Below are 21488 nucleotides of genomic sequence, written 5' to 3' on the forward strand. Positions count from 1 at the left end.
GGGCGATCGGGCAAAACTTTGGCGGCGGCGAGACGTCCGCCGGGCGCGGCGCAAAATAGCGATCGGAGCCCGAGGGGCAAACGAATTCTGGCGGTACGGCCCCGCAGGGCTTCAACCGTCGTTGGCTGGAGTCTTTCGCAACATGGCGAACGGCCCCTCGTCGTCGCCCACTGTGACGGGTTCGAACACGGTGCCGGGCTTGCGCGGAAACGCATCAAGGCCGAGCGCCAGGAATTCGGCGGTGAGCGCGCCGAAATCGACGCGGCCATTGACGATCAAGTCGGGCACATCGACGGCTTCGGGGTCCACTCCGAGCGATACTGCGCCGTCGGAGTACTCGACATCGACCTCTTCGCTCACCTGCGACTCGAAGGGCTCAAGGGTCACGGTGCAGACCTGTGTGACGACAGCCTCGACCGTCCCGGTGACCTGAAGGCGTGCCAGCGCGCCGGCGACGCGGAAGCGCCCGACGAGATCGCGGATCGCAGGGATCCGAAAATCCACCGCGAGCGCGGCGGATTCCTCCGGCGTCGCTTCGACCGTGACGCCGGCGCGGTCGCCGACGAGGCGGTCGACGCGGATCTGTCGGCTGAGCGGTCCGGGTGTCGTGCGCGTCATGCGCCTGCTCCACTTGGTGTCGTGATGCGGTCGGCCGGCGGAAACAGCGGGCCGACTGCGAGGATATCGTCGAGGCTTTGTTTCGACAGCGCAGAGTCCGCGGCGATCACGTATTCGGCCAGTGGGCCGGCCCTATGCCCGTCCGTATCGCCGAGCACGTTGCGGCCGAGTGCGAGAGCTAGGTCGGTCCGATTGCCGGCATCGAGGGCGGCGTCGTAGCCGTTGGCGCGGCCGTAGAACGCTGCACCGAGCTTTTTCATGCGTTTCGGCACGCCGACATCTCCGACGCCGAGCTCGCGCAAAGAGGCATCGAACTGCGCGAAGACGGCATTGACGAGATCTTGCGCAACGTCGGGCGCGGGCAGCGGCAACGACCGGAGGCAGCGCAACACCAGGTACACATGCAGGCATACGGCCTCGAACCGGCCCTCCACCGTGTCCGGAACGCTCAGGGCCCGGAACAAGCCGGGCTCCCGCGCAGCCCGATCGATGCGCATATGTAGCCCGGCGATGAGCCGCCGGCGCGACTCCGCGCGACGAAAGAAGCCGAAGATCATGAGATCCACCGCATTGGAATTGCCTGCGGCCAAGCTTGCCTTGTCAAAGCCATAACCCCGCGGTACGGCAACCGCCATTCCAGGTGCAAGCCCGAAGACGCATGAGAGAAATCGTGCCGCGGGCCCTCCGTTCAGGGGATAAAGGGGCTTCGATGTCGCGCCGTCTCGTCTCGTCGCTTGCGCGTGTCAGCGTGCTCGCTCTGCTCGGCGCCGGCTTGTCCGGATGCATCGGCGAGGAAATCCGCCACGGCTACGTCATCGACCAAGCCGCGCTCGCCACGGTGAAACCGGGTATGAGCGCCGAGCAGGTGCTCCAGATCCTGGGCTCGCCGTCCACCGTTTCTACGGTCGGAAACAAGAGCTGGTATTATATATCGCAAAATTCGAGCCGCACCGTTCTGTTCCTCGGCGAGTCGGTCGACGATCAGAAGGTCACGGCGATCTACTACAATCAGGCGTTCAAAGTGGAGCGCGTGGCGCTCTACGGCTTGCAGGACGGTCGCGTCTTCGACTTCATCGAGCGCAAGACTCCGTCCAGCGGTGCCGACCGCGCCTTCCTCGGGCAGCTCTTCCGCGGCCTGACCCGCTACGAGCCGTTCGGTTCGGGTGCTGGCTCATCGGTCGTTCCCGGCGCGAACCGCGGTCAGTAGTTTCGCGGGTCGCGCCAGCGGAACCCGAAACTTGTGATGACCGGCTACGGCCGGCGTTTCGGGTAATTTCGGATCTTGCCTTCGCAAGCCTGGACCGAAGGCTGCGGTTTTCGAATCGTCAGCGCATCCGAAGATACGCGACGATCTCGCTGGGCGACCCGAACACCGCGACGGGTCGGCGGGCGGCAAGAGCATCCGGCTTGGTGTATCCCCAGGCAACAGATGCGTAAGCGCATCCCGCCTGCGTGCCGGCATCTCCGTCGCGGATCTCGTCGCCGATAGCGAGGGTGTGCGACGGCCTGACGCCAGCCTGCTTCATCACCGCACGCAATCGCTTGGCCTTGCCGAAAACCGATGCGCCGCAGGCGTAGTGATGGAAGCGACCCGCGAAGGTCGGCCCGAGCACGGTGCGGATGTTCGCCTCGGTGTTGGAACTGACGACAGCGAGCTTGAACCCGTCAGCGTCGAGATCGGCGAGCATCGCCTCGATCCCGGGGAAAAGCCGGATCGCCGCCGCATCGCGCGCGGCGAGTTTGTGCATATGGCGGGAGATCAGCGGCAACTTCCAAGCCGGAATGCCGAGATGGCGGATGACGCCACGTGCATCCATGCCTCGCAGGGCGTCCGCCTCGTATTCCTCGACGCGGCGGAAGCGATAGCGGTCTGCAACGTCGTTTATGATTCCAGCGAACCAGTCGAAGCTGTCCGCAAGCGTTCCGTCGAAGTCGAAGACGACGAGCCGGTAGTGGCATAAAGGCTCGTCGTCCATGGTTCGAGCGATCAGGCTGCCTTGGCTTGCGTCAGTGTAGGGTAGTCGATGTAGCCCTCGGGGCCTTGGCTGTACCAGGTCTTCATGTCGTCCTTGTTCAAGGCTGCGCCCTCGGCGATGCGCTCCGGCAGGTCCGGGTTGGCGAGATAGGGCCGGCCGAAGGCGATGGCGTCGGCCTCACCCGACTCCACGGCGGCCTGAGCCTTCGGGCCATCGTAGTCGCAGTTGAGGATAACCGGGCCGCCGAAGGCTTTCTTGATCACCGGCGCGACCGGGGCGACCGTCGCCTTGCCGAAGGTGCCGTCCGGGCCGGGCTCGCGTAGCTCGATATAGGCAAGGCCGACCCGGGCCATCATCTCGGCGGCGAGTGCGAACAGCGCGTGCGGGTCGGAATCGTCGACGCCCTGGATCGGGCCGTTCGGCGAAAAGCGGATGCCGGTTCGCTCGGGGCCGACTACGCCGGCCACTGTCTGGGCGATCTTGGTGAGAAGCCGCACCCGATTCTCGATGGAGCCGCCGTAGCGATCCGTCCGCTTGTTCGCGCCATCGCGCAGAAATTCGTCGATGAGGTAGCCGTTCGCGGCGTGGATCTGCACGCCGTCGAAGCCGGCGGCGACCGCGTTCTTGGCGGCATTCTCGTAATCTGCGAGCAGGCGCGGGATTTCGTCCTCACGCAATGCGCGCGCTTCGCCATAGGGCTTTTTACCCTCGTAGGTGTGGGCCTCGTCGGGCGCCGTGCCGACGGAGGACGACACTGGCTTCTCGCCGCCGAGGAAGTCGGGGTGGACGAGGTAGCCCATGTGCCAGAGCTGAAGCGCGATGCGGCCGCCCTTGTCGTGGACCGCCTTCACGATCGGCTTCCAAGCCTCGACCTGTTCGTCGTTCCAGATACCCGGCGCGTAGGGCCAGCCGAGGCCCTCCTGGCTGATCCCGGTTGCCTCGGTGATGATGAGGCCGGCACCGGCGCGCTGGGCGTAGTACTCCGCCATGATCGGCGTCGGCACATGCTCGCGGGTGGAGCGGCCGCGGGTCAACGGCGCCATCAGAATACGGTTCGGCAGATCGAGATTGCCGAGACGGATCGGGTCGAACAGGGATGGCATGGAAATCCTCATGCGATGGCAGGCCGCGAGGCTCGTCGCGCCGGGCAGCCGGATAGGGTGGGCTTGAAATGGTTGGGCGTCGGGTCGCTGCCAGTGCGCTGCAACAATCGTGATGGTGCACTCGTGCGGCAGCGCACGTCGGCCAGCAGCGACGGCAAATGCTACGGAACGATCAGAATCTTCTCGAAGCAGAGGGCCGCCGTACCGTCCTGGTAATAGTCGGGCTTGGTCCCGTAATGCTTGTAGCCCCGTCGCTCGTAGAGGCGGATCGCGCCGAGATTGTCGGTGCGGGCCTCGAGCCGTAGCAGAGAGCAATCCTGCGCCAGCGCCTCGGCCTCGACCGCATCGAGCAGCAGACTGCCAAGCCCCTGCCCCGAGCGCGACGACGACACCGCGATCGAAGCGAGGCGCGCGATCCGGCTCTTGCGCCGTCGCTCGATGGTGGCGGCGCCGACCAGAACCTCGCCCTCGGAATCGTCAAGCACCGCGGCGAGCACGCTCATGGTCGGTGAGCGCAGCGAATAGCGGATCGAACGGCGGCTCGCCCGCTCGTCGACGAAGGAGGCGTTCTCCAGGGCAACCAGGGCGTCGAGATCGTCGGGGCCGGCTAGCCGCACCGAAGCCGCGAAGGCGGTCTCCGGCTTGTGACACGGCGCGCTCATGCGGCCGTCCAGGGATAGGACCAGGTCTCGGACAGGGCCCGCCCGCCGGCGCGAAGATAGACGCGCAACTCCGTCGAGCCCGGTCCGTCGAGCGCGATGTCGAGGGCCGCGCGGAAGCCGCCGATATGTGAGTTCGCCGTGATCGAGGTAGCCTGAACGGTGCCGACCGTTGCGCTCGCCACCACCTCGACCTTGGCCGGATCGGGCAGGAAATAGGCCAGATCGCCGCCGGTGAAATCGATGAGGAAGCGGCGCTTCAGGCGGGAGGCGAGATTTGTCTCCGACTGCCGAGCAGCGCCGCTCGCCGTGGCCCCGGCGATGAAGGTGGCGAGCACGCGGGCGTTCGGATGCAGCGCACCGCCGAGGGTGGCTCGCACGCGATAGGCGAGACGCACCGGCTCCCCCGCAGAATAGGGCGTGGCCGGACGCCAGAACGCGACGACGTTGTCTGCGGTCTCGTTGTCCGTCGGCAGTTCTACGAGCACCACCCTGCCCTCTCCCCAGGCGCCTTGCGTCTCGACGAAGTAGCTTGGGCGACGTTCGTAGGAGGCTTCGAGATCCTGATAGTCCTCGAAGGCCCGGTCCCGCTGCATCAGCCCGAAGCCCCTCGGGTTGGTGTCGCTGAACGACGAGATCCGCCGTGCCTTCGGGTTGTCGAGGGGGCGCCAGAGCCATTCGCCGGAGCCGGCCGCGATCTGCAGTCCGTCGGAATCGTGTAGCTCCGGGCGATAGTCGTCCGCATGACCGCGATCGGCCTCGCCGATGAAGAACATCGAGGTCAGCGGCGCGAGGCCGACCTGATCGAGATCCTTCCGCGGGTAGAGCGTCGCGGTCACCGACACCACTGTGGTCTCGCCGGGATCGACGACGAAGCGGAAGGCACCGGTGAGCGACGGCCCGTCGACCAGCGCGTGGATGGTGAGCGCATCGGCATCTTTGGCCGGTACCTCGATCCAGAATGCCCGAAACGCCGGAAACTCCTCACCCTCGCCGCCGCTACCCATTGCGATGCCGCGCGCCGAAAGGCCGTAGAGCTGGTCACGTCCGAGAAACCGGAAATAGCTTGCGCCGACGAAGACCATCAGTTCGTCGAGCAGGTTCGGTTTGTTCAACGGCGCGTGGATGCGGATGCCGGCGAAGCCGAGATCGGCCGGCAGCGGCTCCGATAGCTTTGTGCGGCCGAAATCGAACAGGTCGGAGCTATAGGCGATCGGCGACGCAACCCCGTCGCGCACGAGATTCACTGCGACGGGACGCGGATACAGGAAACCCCGGTGGAACAGCTGCAGGCGGAACGGGCCGCCTTCCTCGCCAAGGAACGCGCGGTCCGGCTTGAAGCGGATGTCGCGCCAGGAGTCGTAATCGAGGGCGGCAAGCGGCGCCGGCAGCGGCGGCACGATCGTGTCGAAGGAGACCCGCGCCAGGGCTTCGGCCTGCCGCTCGACTGTCTCGAAGCCGAAGCGCGACGTGCCCTCCCCGGCCAGCGCCGACAAAGCGATCCCGGAGGCGGCGAGCCCGGAAACGACGGCGCGGCGAGAAAACCCGGTCATCGAAGCTGCGCCAAGGTGTGTCGAACTCCCAAAAGGGCCCTGTACCGCTGCGGCAACGATAGGGTGCCGGTTCCATGGCCTGCGGCGTCGGGCTTGAAAAGGGGGTGCGCGTCGCCGGTGCGGCCTTTTCGCAACGAGCCGGGTTTTGCGCGCCAATACTCGGAGTTGCCGGCTATCTTTGCTTGTGGCCCCCGGGCCGGGACCGTATACGCGCCTTGCCCAATTTCGCACGTGCCTGTGGCCGCGTGTCGGTTGGTGGGCATCCGGTCAACTGCCGGACAGCCGCCAGGGGTCTTAGGATCGATGGTCGCAAGGGTGGATCCCTACGGCCGGCAATCCAGGTGGCAACACCGGACCTCGACAACAACCGGCAGCCGGAGGCGAAACCGGCGAACCCCGCTCTCCACGGGGGACGCAGCTTAAAGCAACGACGAACGGGCTTTTTTGGTCTCGTCGGCCCTCCACAGGCCGGCACCGAAGAGGCTTGTTTCTCCTTGCCCGGCGTGCGGTTGGGGTTCCCCCATCCAATCCACGGCAGCTTCCGGGTGCTCTGCGCCCGCACGCAGCATCGTGTCTCCACAGCACGCGGCTGCTTGCGACGCATCGCCCCCTGACGCCGACGGTCTCTCGCGGACCGTCATGTTTCGACAGCGCGCCCCGCGAAGGGCGCTCGCGAACCTGTGTGGTGGGGACGACCAATGACCGATCGCATCCGCGACTACCTGCGCGCACGCCGCGACCTCGGACTCGACGAGGGCCCGGTGATGGTGCTCGACCTCGACGTCGTGCGCGACAATTTCTCGAAGTTCGCCCGCGCCCTGCCGGACACCCGCGTGTTCTACGCGGTGAAGGCAAACCCGGCCGCCGAGGTGCTGCGCCTGCTCGCCGAACTCGGCTCCTGCTTCGACACCGCGTCGGTGGCCGAGATGGAGATGGCGCTCGCCGCCGGGGCGACCGCCGACCGGATCTCCTACGGCAACACCATCAAGAAGGAGCGCGACATCGTCCGCGCGCTCAAGCTCGGCGTGCGCCTGTTCGCGGTCGACTGCGAGGCCGAGGCCGACAAGATTCTTTCCGCGACGACGCAGGCCGATGTGGAGCCCGCCGACGTCCAGGTCTTCTGCCGCATCCTCTGCGATGGGGCAGGAGCGGACTGGCCCTTGTCGCGAAAATTCGGATGCGAGCCGGAGATGGCGGTGGACGTGCTGGAGCACGCGCACCGTCATGGCCTGCAAGCCTACGGCGTGTCGTTCCATGTCGGCTCGCAGCAGGCGAACACCGAAGCCTGGGACGGGGCGCTCGCCTCCGCCTCCACGATTTTTCGCGAGTGCGCGCTGCGTGGCATCGGCCTCTCGATGGTCAATCTCGGCGGCGGGTTCCCGACGAAGTACCTCAAGCAGGTGCCGGGCGTGGAGACCTACGGCGATTCGATCTTCCGGGCGCTCACAAAGCATTTCGGCAACCGCATCCCGGAGACGATCATCGAGCCGGGCCGCGGCATGGTCGGCAATGCCGGCATGATCGAAGCGGAAGTCGTCCTGGTGTCGCGCAAGTCCGCGGATCCTGACGAGGTGCGCTGGGTCTATCTCGACATCGGCAAGTTCGGCGGCCTTGCCGAGACCATGGACGAGTCGATCCGCTACGCGATCCGTACCGACCACGACGAGGACCGCATGGCGCCCTGCGTCGTCGCCGGCCCGACCTGCGATTCGGTGGACGTGCTCTACGAGAAGAACCACTACCCGCTGCCGGTTTCGCTCTCGATCGGTGACAAGGTTTGGATCGATGGTGCCGGCGCCTACACGACGACCTACGCGGCGGTGGCCTTCAACGGCTTCCCGCCCCTCAAGCAGATCGTGATCTGATTTTCTGGGTGAGACCGGTGCGGAACGGGCTCCGCTTCACCCAACCTTCATCCGCATTCGCGCAAACCACAGCAGTTCCCGGACGCCTGCCGCACGCGGCAGGTCGCGAGGGCTGATCTTCCCGATTGCCAGGACCTTGGGAGGGTACGGCCATGATCCAGATCCGTGACGAGATCGCCTCCGACATCGGCGCCCGCGAGTGCCTGCTCGATGCCTGCTTTGGCCAGAACCGTTGGGCCAAGACCTCCGTGCGTTTGCGCGAAGGCCGTCGTCCGGCCGACGACCTCAGCTTCTCGGCCGAGGGTGCGGATAGCCGCCTCGTCGGCACCGTACGGCTCTGGCATGTCGGCGCGGGCGACCGTCCGGCCCTGCTGCTCGGCCCGCTCGCCGTCGATCCGACGATGCAGGGCTGCGGTCTGGGCACGCGCCTGATGCGCGTCGCGCTCGGACAAGCACGGGTACTCGGACATGCCGCCGTGCTGCTCGTCGGCGACGCGCCCTACTACGCCCGTTTCGGGTTCTCGCCGGCTCGGGCCGCCGGGCTGTTCATGCCCGGCCCGTTCGAGCGCGCCCGCCTCCTCGGCCTCGAGCTCGTGGCCGGCGCACTCGACGGGGCAGGCGGCATCCTGCATCCGACCGGTGCTCTCGCGCCGATCCCGTCGCTTGGCGCCGACACCGTGGCCGCAGAGGCGCGACGACAGGCCGCCTGAAATCGACGCCGGATGAGGACTGTGCGGTTCATGCCGCGAGAACAGCCTCGACGTAGTCCAAAGCCGCCGTCACACCGGGCTCCCGTGCCAGGATAGCGGAGAGCCGTGCGGCTGCGGCTGCCATGTCCGCATTTGAGCAGGCCCGTGCGATGCGGCCTGCGAGATCCTCGGCCGTGATCTGATTCAGTTGAATCGGCGCTTCGGCAGCTCCGAGAGCGGCGACACGCCTGCCCCAGTAGAGCTGGTCGCCGAGAAGGGGCAGGATCACGCTCGGCCGGCCCGCGCGCAAGACAGCTGCAGTGGTTCCGGCGCCGCCATGATGCACCACGGCCCTGACCCGTGGAAACAGCAGCGCATGATCGGCCTGGGTCGTCGCTTGCAGGTTCGGTGGCAAAGCGCTCCAATCCGGCAGGCGGAGACCGCCGGCGCCGACGTTGACGATGGCGCGGCCGCCCCAGATCTTCAACGCCTCGAGGACGATATCCGTGTTGCGCCTGCCTCCCCACAGCATGGAGCCGAAGCCGACATAGACCGGCGCCGGGCCGCGCGCGAGGAAGGCTTCCAGATAGTCCTGCAGGCCGCCGACGGCCCTGGGCGCTGCCGTCCAGGGTCCCGTCGCTGTGACAGGAACGGGCCAGTCCCCGGGATCGGGGCTGAGGGTGGGACTGAAGGCGGCGAGATGGTGGATGCGGCGCAAATTCGCCGTCAAGGGATTGGCGAAGACGCGCCAGCGCCGGCCGCCGGCCATACGAAGCCTTCGCTCGGCAAAAGCCCTGGCCAGCAAAGGAGATAGGAGACGGGGCGCCTCGTAGCTCAAGCGGTTGCCGGTTTTTCCGAGGGGGCGCCCGCCGAACACCGAGAGCGGTTCCTTCTTGCTCGGAAGGAGGGGCTGGCACATCACCCGGATCGCCGGTCTGCCTGTCTCGAGGGCAACCTCCCCGGCGAAATACGCAAACGCGTTGAAGACGACGAGATCACATCGGCTGACTTCGTCGCGTGTCAGCAGAAGAAGGTCGGTGAGCTGACCCAGAAGCGTCCTGCGTAATGCCAGGATACGTGGAATCGCAGAGAGACCGACCGAGAAGTAGTTCTGAAAAAGCGCCTCGTAGCGCGGGTCGCTGAGCGTCTCCTCGAAGCCGGCCCCCGTATCGACAGGATCGAGGCCGAACCGCCGTACGGTACCGTGATAATCGCTGATCGTTACGAAGCGCACGCTGTGGCCGCGCTGCTGCAGGGCGGCCCCGAGTACGCAGAACGGCAGTATGTCGCCGCGCGTGCCGAAGGTGACGAGAAGAATACGGCTCACGGAACTCTGCAAGCAAACGCCGGCTCGCCCTCGTCTCAAGCTGTGCGCGCGGCGCCTATCATAAATATGAATCGACACTCAGGTGCAGCAAGCTCAAGCAAGCGCCGGTTTCCAGTATGGCAACCCGTCTCACGAGGTCACGTTGCATATTGAATTCGCTTGTCGCGAAACTGTGCGGTACGATCGCCAGGGATAACGGTCCGCTCAACGCTCTGGCCGAGGCGGATGGTGAAAATAAAGCATGTTTTGGAGAAATGTCTCGCAGTTTCCTGCAGACGATCTGCGACAAAACAGTACGCCACGCCGAAGAAACGTCGGTTTGTCGACGCGGAGCTTCTCAAAAAGCCGGTGGGCGATAGGCTTCGAGGCCGTCGTGTTTGCGTTGCACGGCGCTATCGATCGCGCGGAGCAATGCGCAGATGCGTCCGAACGGTATGAGCGTTGTTTTGAGTTGAAATGAACGACTTCCCGTGAACGGGAGCGCCCGGGCGTTTCCTGGTGCGGCCGGACCTAAGAGGCCGGTTCGCGCTGTTGGCGTCGGATCACTTCGAGCGGTGGCTGTAGGGCCAAGCGGTGGAGGAGCTGAAGACCTCGGCTTCGTTGGCCCGCTGATTGAAGGTACGAACCGAGCGGACGGTCGCAGCCGTGTGACGGGCCGTGAAGCGGGCGAAGGCGGCGATCAGGCTGATGATGCCAGGGTCGCGGTCGAGGCTGTCGGACTCCGGCCGGATTTCCTTGGCGGTCATGAGACTTAACATGGTGGTGGTCCCCTTCGAGCAGCTATGCGGGGACATCCCGCTTCGCTCTGATGTTGCACCGCAATATATGCGCCCCGTTGAGGACCGGCACTACGACGCGGTCACGTCCGCATTGCAGTGGGATCATGTCGATGCGGTTTCGATTTCATACTTCTGCAAGAATGACATGGCTCACGCGGTTGACCGGAGGGGAATGAGGCGTCATCCGCTCGTCATTTCCCGTAAGCAAGGACATCGCTCCCCTACTGAGCGATCCATCGAGGAGTGACCGCGCCGTGACAAGTGGCACGCAGACCGACTGGCCGATCCACGGCCGCATCACCGGGCCGATCGTGATGATCGGCTTCGGCTCCATCGGCCGCGGCACTCTGCCGCTGATCGAGCGGCACTTCGAATACGACAAGGCCCGCTTCACCGTCATCGACCCGTCGGACGCCCACAAGAGCTTGGCCGATCAGCACGATCTGCGCTTCGAGCAGGTCGCGCTCACCGCCGACAATTACCGGGACGTGCTGACGCCGCTCCTCACCGAGGGTGGCGGCCAGGGCTTCTGCGTGAACCTCTCGGTAGACACCTCGTCGCGCGCGATTTTGGAGCTCTGCCGCGAACTGGGCGCGCTTTACATCGATACCGTCGCCGAGCCCTGGACCGGCTTCTACTTCGACAAGTCGCTGAGCCAGGGTGACCGCACCAACTACGCGCTGCGCGAAAACATCCTCGCCGCTCGCCGCGCCGCGCCCGGCGGCACCACTGCCGTCTCGTGCTGCGGCGCAAATCCCGGCATGGTCTCGTGGTTCGTGAAGCAGGCCCTGCTGAACGTCGCCAAGGATGTCGGATCCGACACGCCCGAGCCTACGAACCGCGAGGGCTGGGCCGCCCTCATGCAGGAGCTCGGCGTCAAGGGCGTCCATATTGCCGAACGCGATACGCAACGCGCCAAGCATCCGAAACCCCAGGGCGTTTTCGTCAACACCTGGTCGGTCGAGGGCTTCGTCTCCGAGGGCAACCAGCCGGCCGAGCTCGGCTGGGGCACGCACGAGACCTGGAAGCCCGAGAACGCCCGCGAGCAGGAGAAGGGCTCGCGCTGCGCGATCTACCTGCTGCAGCCTGGCGCCGACACCCGCGTCCGCTCCTGGACCCCGACCGCGCAATCGCAGTTCGGCTTCCTCGTGACCCACAACGAGGCGATTTCGATCTCGGATTACTACACCGTCCACCAGGGCGATCAGGCCGTCTACCGCCCGACCTGCCACTACGCCTACCACCCGGCCAACGACGCCGTGCTCTCACTTCACGAGATGTTCGGCAACGCCGGTAAGGTGCAGGAGAAACAGCACATCCTGGACGAGAACGAGATCGAGGACGGCATCGACGAACTCGGTGTGCTTCTCTACGGTCACGCCAAGAACGCCTACTGGTACGGCTCGCAGCTCTCCATCGAGGAGACCCGCCGCATCGCCCCCTACCAGAACGCCACCGGTCTGCAGGTGACGTCCGCCGTCCTCGCTGGCATGGTCTGGGCTATTGAAAACCCGGAAGCCGGCATCGTCGAAGCCGACGAAATCGACTTCCGCCGCTGCCTCGAAGTCCAGACCCCGTATCTCGGTCCCGTCGTCGGCGTCTATACCGATTGGACTCCGCTTTCCGGGCGTCCCGGGTTGTTCCCGGAGGACATCGACGAGAGTGATCCCTGGCAGTTCCGCAACGTGCTCGTGCACGGCTGAAGCCTTATCGTCCGCGACATTGCGGACGTTTCTTGGGATGCGACCGTCGCGGCCTTCATGGAAGAGGCCGCGACGGTCGTTGTCGCCAGACGCGACGACCGCATGACCGTCGCCGAAGGTCGGGCCTGAGCCCGGTCCAAATCGGACAGCGAGGGCTGGAAGCTTTTCGGCAGTGTAGCGATGCCGATGTCGCCGACCGGCGGAAGGCTCAGCGCATCGCTCGGAACCTCACGCCCACGCGGCCCGACGATCTCGCCGAACGCAGAGGCTGTAGCATTCGCCCCGGGCTGGCCATGCTCAGCAGGGCTCTCGACGACGCTTCGTCGATCACCGAGGTCGTCGTGCGATCCGATGCGATCGGCTATGCCTCCGATCCGGCTCTCGTAGCCGATGCGTCGTCGCCATCGACCCTGAACATCGATCGCGGGCCAAAGGCCGATTCCGACAAGACAGTGCCGCCGCTTCGGCCATCATATATCAGGGCGCGCCCGGATCGAGGCCGAGAGCCGGAACGGCGAGCCGGATTTGATCGCCGCCGCGGTCGGTCACGGTATTGGGCTTCCCGATTTCGGCGGCATTGTCCATGTTACGGATGTCTATGCCCGCGTGACGTTCTGAATCATTCTCTGCCCAGATCCGCGTCAAGTTCAGGTCGCCGCCCTTGCCCCATCTCGAAGACTTCTATGCCAACAAGCTGCGCGGCGGCCTCGGGGTGACCGATGCGGAGTCCGTGCTCGACCTGCGCGGCGCACCCAGGGTGCAGGCCGAGGCCTCGCTGAACGATATGCTGCAGCGCAGCCGCTTCGCTAAGAATAAGACGGTCGCGATCCGGCTTGATGCGCCGCCCGAGGGAGGCGGCGAGACGCTGTTCCAGCCGGTCGGGCGCCTGCTGCTCGACGCCAAGCGCCGCGGCTGGATCGAGCGTCTCCAGACCCTTCCGGCCGAAGACGGCCTCGGTTTCTACGTCGCGCTCGCCGGCAAACCGCAACGGGAGGCCTGAGCCGGCGTGTCGTGGAGCCGAGACGACAACACCCTGGAATACTTGGCGCGTTTCGGTTTCGGCGCTCGCGGCACCGTCTACTGCGTCGTCGGAGCCCTGGCGGTCCTCGCGGCTTTCGGCCATGGCGGATCGGCAGGAGACAGCAAAGACGCATTGCGTTTCGTACTGGGCGGTCCGTTCGGTGCCGTACTCGTCGGCCTCATCGCGCTGGGGCTATTCGGGTTTGCATCTTGGCGGCTCGTCGAAGCGGTGACCGATGCCGACCGGCGCGGGTCGTCACCCAAAGCCCTTCTGGTGCGCGGTGGTCACCTGATCAGCGCCGTCGCCTATTTGGCTTTGGCCGTGACTGCCGGCAGCCTCGCCTTCGGCATCGGACGGGCCTCGGCCGGTGGCGACGGCGTGCGAGACTGGACCCGTTGGCTTCTCGACCAGCCCTTCGGCCCATGGCTCGTCGGCCTGGTTGGATTGGGGGTCGCCGGTACCGGCATCGGCTATGCGGTCAAGGCCTGGAAGGGTGACGTCGCGGACCGGCTCTCGCTGCCGATAGGGGCGGTGGGACGCTGGGCTTGCACACTGGGCCGCTTTGGCTACGCCGCCCGTGGCGTCGCCTTCCTGATCATCGGTGGCTTCGTCCTCACCGCGGCTTGGACCCAGGCCTCGTCGGACGCCAAAGGACTTTCCGGCGCCTTCCAAGCCTTGCGTGCACAGCCCTATGGATGGATTCTGCTCGGGATCGTCGCAGCGGGCCACTTCGCCTTTGGGGCCTTCGGTCTGATCCAGGCCCGCTACCGCCGGATCGAGGCGCCGGATCTCGACGAAACCGATGCGGCCGTCGCGAAGGCCGTGCGCGCCCTGACCTGATCCGTCTCGCGCGTTGACTTCGGGGAAGGCCGCGCCGATACCGCCAGCGGCCTCGAAAGCACGATGCAGCAGCGTATTCTCAAGACGGCGGTGATGGTCGTCCACGACCTCGTGGCGACCGCCGCTGCCGTGATCCTCACATTCGTGTTCCGCTTCCAAGGCGACCAGCTCGCCGAGCGGATGCATGCGCTCCCCTGGCTGCTGCCGCCGCTGCTGGCCTTCGCCGGCATCGTCTACGGCTGGTTCAAGCTCTATCGGACGAAGTGGCGTTTCGCTTCGCTGCCCGACCTCGCCGGGATCGTACGCGCCGCCAGCGTTCTGGCGCTGACGCTGCTGGTTCTCGACTATGTGCTCGTCTCCGAGAATCTCTACGGTTTCTATTTCTTCGGCAAGATCGCCATCATCCTCTATTGGATGCTGCAAGTATTTCTGCTCGGAGGGCCGCGGCTCGCCTTCCGCTACCTGAAATACGCACGTTCCCGGCAGACACAGGCGCGGGGCGCCACGACTCCGACACTGCTGCTTGGGCGCGGCGCAGACATCGAGACCGTGCTGCGCGCGATCGAGTCGGGCTCGGTGCGCCGGCTCTCGCCGAAGGGTATCCTGTCGCCGCGCGCCGACGAAGCCGGACAGATGATGCGCGGCGTGCCCGTACTCGGCGGTTTCAAGGATCTTGAGCGCGTCATCGCCGATCTCGCCAACCGCGGCATGCCGGTGCGCCGGCTGGTCGCGACGCCGAGCGCCCTGGCGCCGGAGGCCGAGCCGGACGACCTCATCGCCCGCGCCCGCCGCCTCGGGCTGCCGCTCGCCCGTGTCACCAGCCTTGGTGAGGGCATGCGCGACGCCGAACTCGCCCCCCTGGAGATCGAGGACCTGCTGCTGCGCCCCACCGTGGCGATCGACCGGCCGCGGCTGGAAAAATTCCTGTCCGGCGCCCGCGTCGTCGTGACCGGCGGCGGTGGCTCGATCGGCTCCGAGATCTGCGCCCGCGCCGTCGCCTTCGGGGCCAGCGCCGTGCTGGTCATCGAGAATTCGGAACCGGCGCTGCACGGCATCCTCAACCACCCGCCGATCCTGAACGCCGACGCCGTCGTGACCGGTGCGCTCGCCGATATCCGCGACCGCGAGCGGATGCATGCGCTGTTGGCCGAGTTCAAGCCGACCTACGTCTTCCACGCGGCTGCGCTGAAGCAGGTGCCGTATCTCGAGCGCGACTGGGTCGAGGGCATCAAGACCAACGTGTTCGGTTCGATCAACGTCGCCGACGCGACGGTGGCGGCTGGCGCCCGGGCATTGGTGATGATCTCCACCGACAAGGCGATCGAGCCGGTCTCGCAGCTCGGCGTGACCAAACGCTTCGCCGAGATGGTGGCCCAGGCGCTGGACGCCGAGCAGGCGGGACCGGAGCCGACCCGCCTCATCGCGGTTCGCTTCGGCAACGTGCTCGGTTCGGCCGGCTCGGTGGTGCCGGTGTTCAAGGCGCAGATCGCCCGCGGCGGCCCCGTCACCGTGACGCATGCCGAGATGGTCCGCTACTTCATGACCGTGCGCGAGGCGTGCGATCTCGTCCTGACGGCCGCTTCACACGCCGACGGCGAGGCGCGCACCATCCGGGACGCGGCGTCGGACCAGCGTGCCGCCGTCTACGTGCTCAAGATGGGCCAGCCGGTGAAAATCCGGGAACTGGCCGAGCGCATGATCCGTCTCGCCGGCTTCGAGCCGGGCGAAGACATCGAAATCGCAGTCACGGGCGCACGGCCCGGCGAACGTCTGGGCGAGATCCTGTTTGCCAAGGAAGAGCCGCGCGTGAGCCTCGCCGGCATCGACGGGGTGATGGCGGCGAAGCCCGTCTTCGCAGACCGGCCGGTGCTCGAAGGCTGGATCTTGCGACTGCGCGCGGCTGTAGCGAGCGGCGACCGAAAGGCCGCCGAGACCGTCTTCGAGGAAGCGATCCCGGATTTTCGCCTTCGCGACCGCAAGATACCGAATGCCGATCCGGAACCGATCGGGCCGCCTGCGATGGAGGCGTCAGCGTTGGAGCCTCAACCCTCGACGGCCTGAGGCCGAAGCTCAGGCAGTTTTGCCGCGTGAAAGCGCCGCCAAACCATCTCGCGACGTCTGGGACGGCCGCCAACCGAGCGCAGCCAACCCATCCGAGCTTGCGACCAGCGACCCCGACAGCCGATCGAAGATCTCCTCTCGCCCGGTGAGACGACAGGCGAGACCAATCAGCGGCACAGGTACCGGCAGCAGTCCTGCGCCGCGGCCGAGCCCGCTGCGAAGGGCCGCGAGCATTTCGGGCAGGCTCAATGGGTCTGGGTCGGCGACGATGAGCGGGCGTGAAAGAGGCCCCGGCACATGAAGCACGGTGGCGACCGCGGCCGACAGGCTCTCGACCGAAACGAGCGAGCGCTTGCCCGCGAGGCTCGCCAGCGGAAGCGGATAAGGCGAGCGCGCAAGCCGCATCAGCGCTGCCATGTTGCCTTTCACGCCGGCGCCGTAGACCAAGACAGGCCGCAGGGCGGCCCAGTCGAGGCCCGTTTCGGCGAGCGCCTGTTCGGCCGCGAGCTTGGAGCGGCCATACGCGTCGGTCGGTGCGGGAGTATCGCTCTCCAGAACGGGGACCGGCGCGCTCGGGCCGGTCTGCGCCCGTATCGAGGAGAGGAAAACGAACCGGCGGACCTTTGCGCGTTCTGCCGCGTCGGCGAGGCGCTTCGTCGCCTCGGTGTTGGAACTGCGGAAGTCGTCTTCGGGCGCGCCCGACATGGCGTGGGCGAGCCCGGCGGAATGGACGACCGCATCGACGCCCGAGAGGGCGGCAGCCATGTTGATCGGCCGCGCGAGGTCGCCAACGACGGCGCTGCTCGCCCCCTCAGGCACCTCGACGGGCCGCCGGAGCAGCACGCGCACGCGAAATCCGCGCGCGGAGAGCGCGGTGAGCAGATGCCGCCCGATGAAGCCCGTCGCGCCTGTGAGAGCAATCAGAGGTCCGCTCACGATGCCGAAGCCCTCCTCTGATTCCGATCCGCTTCGGATCCCGCGACCGGCGTGTTGAACCGGCGCAGAAGCGTGACGACGAGGCCTCCGCCCGCAGCGAGCGCCGCGACGGTGATGCCCCAGGAAGGCCAAAGCAAGCTCGCGGCTGCGAACATTGAGAGAAGCACGCTCACGGCGAAGACCGATCCAACCACTTCCGGCACCGAGAAGCCGTTTACCGTGGCGACCTGATAGAAGTGCTTGCGATGGGCCTGCCAGACCTTCTCGCCCCGTTTGAGTCGCCACAGCAGGGTGAGCGTAGCGTCGGAGACCGGATAGAGCGGCAGCAGGATCGCGGCAGCGAAACCGCCATCGAGCGCGAGACGATAGAGCAGCCAGGCGATCAACAGCCCGACGGGCAGCGAGCCGACATCTCCCATGAACAGCCGCGCCACCGGTCGGTTGAAGGGCGCAAACCCTAGAAATCCGCCGAGCAAAGCGGCCGCGACGAGCGTCGGCAGGACCGGCAGCACACCGGCATAGCCCAGCAGCACGAGCACGGCGGTCACCGGCACCATGCCGGCCAGCGTCATCCAGTCGAGCCCGTCGGTGAAATTGACGAGGTTCACGAACCAGAGGCCGGCAAGCACCTCGATCCCGCGCTCGAGGACGATCGGCATGGCCGGAAACAGCCGGCCGCCGGTTGCGATGATGACCGCCGCCACGGCCGCCACCTGCAGTCCGAGCCGGATCGAAACCCGCAGAGGCCGGACGTCGTCGCGACCGCCGACGATGGCCAGGGCGGTGACCGACAGCATCAGCACGACAGCCTCCGTAGAAGGCAGCGCCTTCGTTTCGGCGATCAGGAGGGCCGTGCCGACCACGACCGTCGCCGCGATGATCGCGACGCCTCCGCCCTGGGGCGTCGGGACGGCGTGGCTCGACCGCGCATTCGGGCGGGCGAGCGCGTAGCGCCGCAAAAGCGGCATGAGCAATACGATCAGCACGGCGCTCGTCACGGCCGCGAGCGGCACGGCGAGCAGGGGCAGCAGGCTGACGGAGGACGGGCTCATGCCTCCGGCTTTAACCGCTTGGCGGTCGTTGCGGGAAGGGAGGCAAGGCCCATCCCTAGGAGAGAAGGCTGGTCGCGGCTTGTTTTGGCCGCAAATCCGCGCGACCCGTCTCCGGGTGTCGCGGCATTTGAGCGGTGGGCACTCCCGCGCCGTGGGGCTCGCCGCCTTGCTCGGGGAATGCCGCACCGATACCACTTGTCCGGCTCGCTCGATCCCGTGCCACGGTCGCAAAACGGCCCCCAAGAAAACGTCCCGTTGCGCCAGATCCCCCTCGTTCTCGCATTGCTGACGGCGCTCCTGGGCGCCCTCGGCTTCACTCTGCCCGCGCAGGCGGTCGAAGCCGTACGCGTGAAACTCGATGCGCCGGCCATCGACCTGACGCCGACGATCGAGCGCTACCGCTCGGACGGCGACCTCATCCAGATCTCGACGGCGCCGGGCAAGGACGGGATCGTGCGCCGCATCGTCGTCAAGGCGCGCGAGACGGGGGCGCGGCCGGACTGGATGGTGTTCGCGCTCACCAACGACACCGACGAGCAGATCGACCGGCTGCTGGTCGCCCCGCATTTCCGTCTCGTCGGTTCGGGGGTCGTCTGGCCGGATCTCGGCGGATCGCGCATCGCCGCGATCACGGCGAGCGAGGGCATCCGCCCCGACCGCGACGAGAGCACCGACGCCGACCAGTTCCTGATCACCCTCGATCCCGGCACCACCATCACCTACGTCGCGGAGCTGAAGGGACCGAACATCCCCCAGGTCTACCTCTGGGACCAGGATGCCTATCGCAAAAAAACCAGCGGCCTGACTCTCTACGAGGGCATCATCATCGGCATCGCCGGCCTGCTGGCGCTGTTCCTGACGATCATCTTCGTGGTGAAGGGCGCGATCATCTTTCCAGCTGCCGCGGCGTTGGCTTGGGCGGTGCTGGCCTATGCCTGCATCGATTTCGGGTTCTTTCAGCGCGTCTTTCCGACGACCGAGGTGGTCGAGCGGGTCTACCGGGCCTCCGCCGAGGCGGTACTGGGGGCGACGCTGCTCGTCTTCCTGTTCGCCTATCTCAACCTGTCGCGCTGGCACGTGCGCTACAGCCACGTCGCCTTCTTCTGGCTGGCCTTTCTGGCCGGGCTCGTCGGGCTCGCCGCCTTCGACCCGCCGGTGGCGGCCGGCGTAGCGCGGATCTCGATTGCTGCGGTGGCCGGCGTCGGCCTGCTGCTGATCCTCTACCTCGCCGTCCACAACGGTTACGACCGGGCCATCCTGCTGATTCCGACATGGCTGCTGCTGCTGTTCTGGGTGGTGGCCGCGGCCTTCACCGTCACCGGACAGATCGGCTCCGATATCGTGCAGCCGGCGCTGATCGGCGGCCTCGTGCTGATCGTGATGCTGATCGGCTTCACGGTGATGCAGCACGCCTTCGCCGGCAGCGGCATGAGCCACGCCCTCGTCTCCGACACGGAGCGCCGGGCCCTGGCGCTGACGGGCGCCGGCGACATCGTGTTCGATTGGGACGTACCGGGCGACCGCGTCTTCGCGGGGCAGGAGATCGAGAGCCAGCTCGGCCTCAAGCGCGGGGCGCTCGAAGGTCCTGCCGCAAATTGGCTGGGGCTACTGCATCCGTTCGATGTCGAGCGCTACTCGGCGGCACTCGATACGGTGATCGAGGAGCGGCGCGGACGCATCCTGCACGATTTCCGGCTGCGCTCCGCCTCGGGCCCCTACTACTGGTACCGCCTCAAGGCACGACCGGTGATCGGGACCGATGGAGAAGTGGTGCGCATCGTCGGCACCATCGCCGACGTCACCGAGACCAAGACCGCGGAGGAGCGGCTGCTGCACGACGCGGTGCACGACAGCCTCACCGGCCTGCCGAACCGCGAGCTGTTCTACGACCGGCTCGATGCCGCCCTGGCCCTCGCGGGACAGGACCAGCGCCTTAAACCGGCGGTGATCGTGCTCGACATCGATCGCTTCAAAGCGATCAACGATGCCATCGGCCTATCGGCCGGCGACTCGATCCTGCTGACGCTCTCGCGCCGGCTCGGCCGACTCCTGCGGCCGCAGGACACGCTCTCTCGGGTAGCCGGCGACGAGTTCGCCGTGATCCTGCAATCCGAGCGCGACCCCGACCGCATCCTCTCCTTCGCCGAGATGATCCGCCGTGCGATCGCCACCCCCGTGACCTATGCCGACCGCGAGGTGTTCCTGACCGTCTCCGTCGGCATCGCGCTCTACGAAGGCGGCCAGGGGAATGCGGCACCGAAGCGCGAGGACGTGTTCAAGAACGCCGAGATGGCCATGATCCAGGCCAAGCGCGGCGGTGGTGACCGCACGGATGTCTTCCGGGCGACCATGCGCAACGAGCGCTCGGACCGGCTCATGCTGGAGAGCGACCTGCGCAAGTCGCTGGAGCGCGGCGAGATCAAGGTGCTGTTTCAGCCGATCGTGCGGCTCGAGGATCGCACCGTCGCCGGCTTCGAGACGCTTCTGCGCTGGGATCACCCGAAACTCGGACGCATCCCGCCCTCGACCTTCCTGCCGGTGGCGGAGGAGACGGGTTTTATCGTCAACCTTGGCAACTTCGCCATTGAGCGGACGGCCCTCGAACTCGCGGCGTGGCAGCGTTCGCTCGAAGTCGAGCCTCCGATCTTCGCGACCGTCAACATCTCGTCCCGTCAACTTCTGCGGCACGACCTCCTGCACGACGTGAAGACGGTTCTGGCACGCTCGGGTGTGCTGCCGGGCTCGCTTAAGCTGGAGCTCAGCGAAAGCCTCGTGATGGAGAATCCGGAATACGCGGCTCAGATGCTGGCGCGTATCCATGATCTCGGCGCCGGTCTGTCGCTTGACGATTTTGGCACGGGTTATTCCGCCCTGTCGTACCTGCAGCGCTTCCCCTTCGACACGATCAAGATCGACCATACCTTCGTTCGGCAAATGGGCTCCGGCCGTACCGCGATCCTGCGGTCGATCGTCAGGATGGCGCAGGAACTCGGTCTGGCCATCGTTGCCGAGGGTGCGGAATCCGAGGCCGATGCGCAGGGCCTGCAGGATGTCGGGTGCGATTATGCGCAGGGTGCCGCCTTCGGCGAGCCGATGACGGTGCTCCAGGCTCGCCAGCTCGTCGGAGCCGCCCCGGAGGCGGCCTGATCGGGCTCGGCGACAGAGATCGCACAGCACATCGCCGGATGATCGGGGGCCGCCGGCTCGCGGCGGGCGGCTTAAAGCTCCCTTAACCATGTCACCCCAAAGTCCTGTGGAGACACGAGGATCGCGCTCGACGCGGTCGGCGGATGGTTTGCGGAGACG

The 21488-nt window shown here is 66.6% G+C and carries 19 protein-coding genes; 8 read left to right on the forward strand and 11 right to left on the reverse strand.

What is annotated here, in order from left to right:
• Window positions 1-111 precede the first annotated feature (111 nt).
• On the reverse strand, window positions 112-618 hold the full coding sequence (locus tag FV217_RS06520) for a DUF177 domain-containing protein (RefSeq protein ID WP_147816190.1): 507 nt from the start codon (window positions 616-618) through the stop codon (window positions 112-114).
• A complete protein-coding gene (locus FV217_RS06525) occupies window positions 615-1175 on the reverse strand; it encodes a ubiquinol-cytochrome C chaperone family protein (RefSeq protein ID WP_147816261.1) in 561 nt (186 codons plus the stop codon). The genes FV217_RS06520 and FV217_RS06525 overlap by 4 nt, the downstream gene beginning before the upstream one ends.
• 152 nt (window positions 1176-1327) lie before the next feature.
• Between FV217_RS06525 and FV217_RS06530 the strand changes: the two genes are divergently transcribed.
• The gene (locus tag FV217_RS06530; RefSeq protein WP_147816192.1) at window positions 1328-1825 is read left to right on the forward strand and encodes an outer membrane protein assembly factor BamE; all 498 of its coding nucleotides are present in this window, start codon (window positions 1328-1330) and stop codon (window positions 1823-1825) included.
• 118 nt (window positions 1826-1943) lie between these two features.
• Here FV217_RS06530 and FV217_RS06535 read toward each other — a convergent pair whose 3' ends face one another.
• The 4 genes from FV217_RS06535 to FV217_RS06550 form a co-directional block, all read right to left on the reverse strand.
• Entirely contained in the window at window positions 1944-2594 is a 651-nt protein-coding gene (locus FV217_RS06535; protein WP_147816195.1) for an HAD hydrolase-like protein, read from the reverse strand.
• Window positions 2595-2605: 11 nt separating this feature from the next.
• The gene (locus FV217_RS06540) at window positions 2606-3697 is read right to left on the reverse strand and encodes an alkene reductase (RefSeq protein ID WP_147816197.1); all 1092 of its coding nucleotides are present in this window, start codon (window positions 3695-3697) and stop codon (window positions 2606-2608) included.
• Between the two features lie 161 nt (window positions 3698-3858).
• Window positions 3859-4359 carry an N-acetyltransferase gene (locus FV217_RS06545; RefSeq protein ID WP_147816199.1) on the reverse strand — a complete coding sequence of 167 codons (501 nt, stop codon included), beginning with the start codon at window positions 4357-4359 and terminating at the stop codon, window positions 3859-3861.
• The gene (locus tag FV217_RS06550; protein ID WP_147816200.1) at window positions 4356-5909 is read right to left on the reverse strand and encodes a glucan biosynthesis protein G; all 1554 of its coding nucleotides are present in this window, start codon (window positions 5907-5909) and stop codon (window positions 4356-4358) included. Before FV217_RS06550 ends, FV217_RS06545 begins: the two co-directional genes overlap by 4 nt.
• 698 nt (window positions 5910-6607) lie before the next feature.
• Here FV217_RS06550 and FV217_RS06555 point away from each other — a divergent pair.
• Window positions 6608-7774 (forward strand): type III PLP-dependent enzyme, encoded by a 1167-nt coding sequence (locus FV217_RS06555; protein ID WP_147816202.1) that lies wholly within the window; start codon window positions 6608-6610, stop codon window positions 7772-7774.
• A 152-nt stretch (window positions 7775-7926) separates the two neighbouring features.
• Window positions 7927-8484, forward strand: coding sequence for an N-acetyltransferase (locus FV217_RS06560; RefSeq protein ID WP_147816204.1), 558 nt, complete (start codon window positions 7927-7929; stop codon window positions 8482-8484).
• Between the two features lie 28 nt (window positions 8485-8512).
• Here FV217_RS06560 and FV217_RS06565 read toward each other — a convergent pair whose 3' ends face one another.
• Both FV217_RS06565 and FV217_RS06570 read right to left on the reverse strand, forming a co-directional pair.
• Complete coding sequence (locus FV217_RS06565) at window positions 8513-9790, reverse strand: glycosyltransferase (RefSeq protein WP_238230336.1); 1278 nt, start codon at window positions 9788-9790, stop codon at window positions 8513-8515.
• A gap of 542 nt (window positions 9791-10332) precedes the next feature.
• Window positions 10333-10548, reverse strand: coding sequence for a hypothetical protein (locus FV217_RS06570; RefSeq protein WP_147816208.1), 216 nt, complete (start codon window positions 10546-10548; stop codon window positions 10333-10335).
• 275 nt (window positions 10549-10823) lie between these two features.
• Here FV217_RS06570 and FV217_RS06575 point away from each other — a divergent pair, with 275 nt between their 5' ends.
• Window positions 10824-12272: a homospermidine synthase gene (locus FV217_RS06575; protein WP_147816210.1), complete on the forward strand. Its 1449-nt coding sequence runs from the start codon at window positions 10824-10826 to the stop codon at window positions 12270-12272.
• A gap of 477 nt (window positions 12273-12749) precedes the next feature.
• Here the strand turns inward: FV217_RS06575 and FV217_RS22740 are convergent, their stop codons facing one another.
• The gene (locus tag FV217_RS22740; RefSeq protein ID WP_187272454.1) at window positions 12750-12917 is read right to left on the reverse strand and encodes a hypothetical protein; all 168 of its coding nucleotides are present in this window, start codon (window positions 12915-12917) and stop codon (window positions 12750-12752) included.
• 16 nt (window positions 12918-12933) lie between these two features.
• Here FV217_RS22740 and FV217_RS06580 point away from each other — a divergent pair, with 16 nt between their 5' ends.
• The 3 genes from FV217_RS06580 to FV217_RS06590 all read left to right on the forward strand — a co-directional run bounded on the left by FV217_RS06580 (window position 12934) and on the right by FV217_RS06590 (window position 16194).
• Window positions 12934-13272: a hypothetical protein gene (locus FV217_RS06580; RefSeq protein ID WP_147816212.1), complete on the forward strand. Its 339-nt coding sequence runs from the start codon at window positions 12934-12936 to the stop codon at window positions 13270-13272.
• Between the two features lie 6 nt (window positions 13273-13278).
• Window positions 13279-14133 (forward strand): DUF1206 domain-containing protein, encoded by an 855-nt coding sequence (locus FV217_RS06585; protein ID WP_147816214.1) that lies wholly within the window; start codon window positions 13279-13281, stop codon window positions 14131-14133.
• A 63-nt stretch (window positions 14134-14196) separates the two neighbouring features.
• Window positions 14197-16194 (forward strand): polysaccharide biosynthesis protein, encoded by a 1998-nt coding sequence (locus FV217_RS06590; RefSeq protein ID WP_147816216.1) that lies wholly within the window; start codon window positions 14197-14199, stop codon window positions 16192-16194.
• 9 nt (window positions 16195-16203) lie between these two features.
• Here FV217_RS06590 and FV217_RS06595 read toward each other — a convergent pair whose 3' ends face one another.
• Both FV217_RS06595 and FV217_RS06600 read right to left on the reverse strand, forming a co-directional pair.
• Window positions 16204-17130: an NAD-dependent epimerase/dehydratase family protein gene (locus tag FV217_RS06595; RefSeq protein ID WP_147816218.1), complete on the reverse strand. Its 927-nt coding sequence runs from the start codon at window positions 17128-17130 to the stop codon at window positions 16204-16206.
• Window positions 17127-18182, reverse strand: a complete 1056-nt coding sequence (locus FV217_RS06600; RefSeq protein WP_147816220.1) for a glycosyltransferase family 4 protein — start codon at window positions 18180-18182, stop codon at window positions 17127-17129. Before FV217_RS06600 ends, FV217_RS06595 begins: the two co-directional genes overlap by 4 nt.
• A gap of 255 nt (window positions 18183-18437) precedes the next feature.
• Here FV217_RS06600 and FV217_RS06605 point away from each other — a divergent pair, with 255 nt between their 5' ends.
• Window positions 18438-21329, forward strand: coding sequence for an EAL domain-containing protein (locus FV217_RS06605; protein ID WP_147816222.1), 2892 nt, complete (start codon window positions 18438-18440; stop codon window positions 21327-21329).
• Window positions 21330-21488 lie beyond the last annotated feature (159 nt).

Origin of the sequence: Methylobacterium sp. WL9 (assembly GCF_008040035.1) — a bacterium.
In the GTDB taxonomy this organism is placed as follows: Bacteria; Pseudomonadota; Alphaproteobacteria; order Rhizobiales; family Beijerinckiaceae; genus Methylobacterium; species Methylobacterium thuringiense.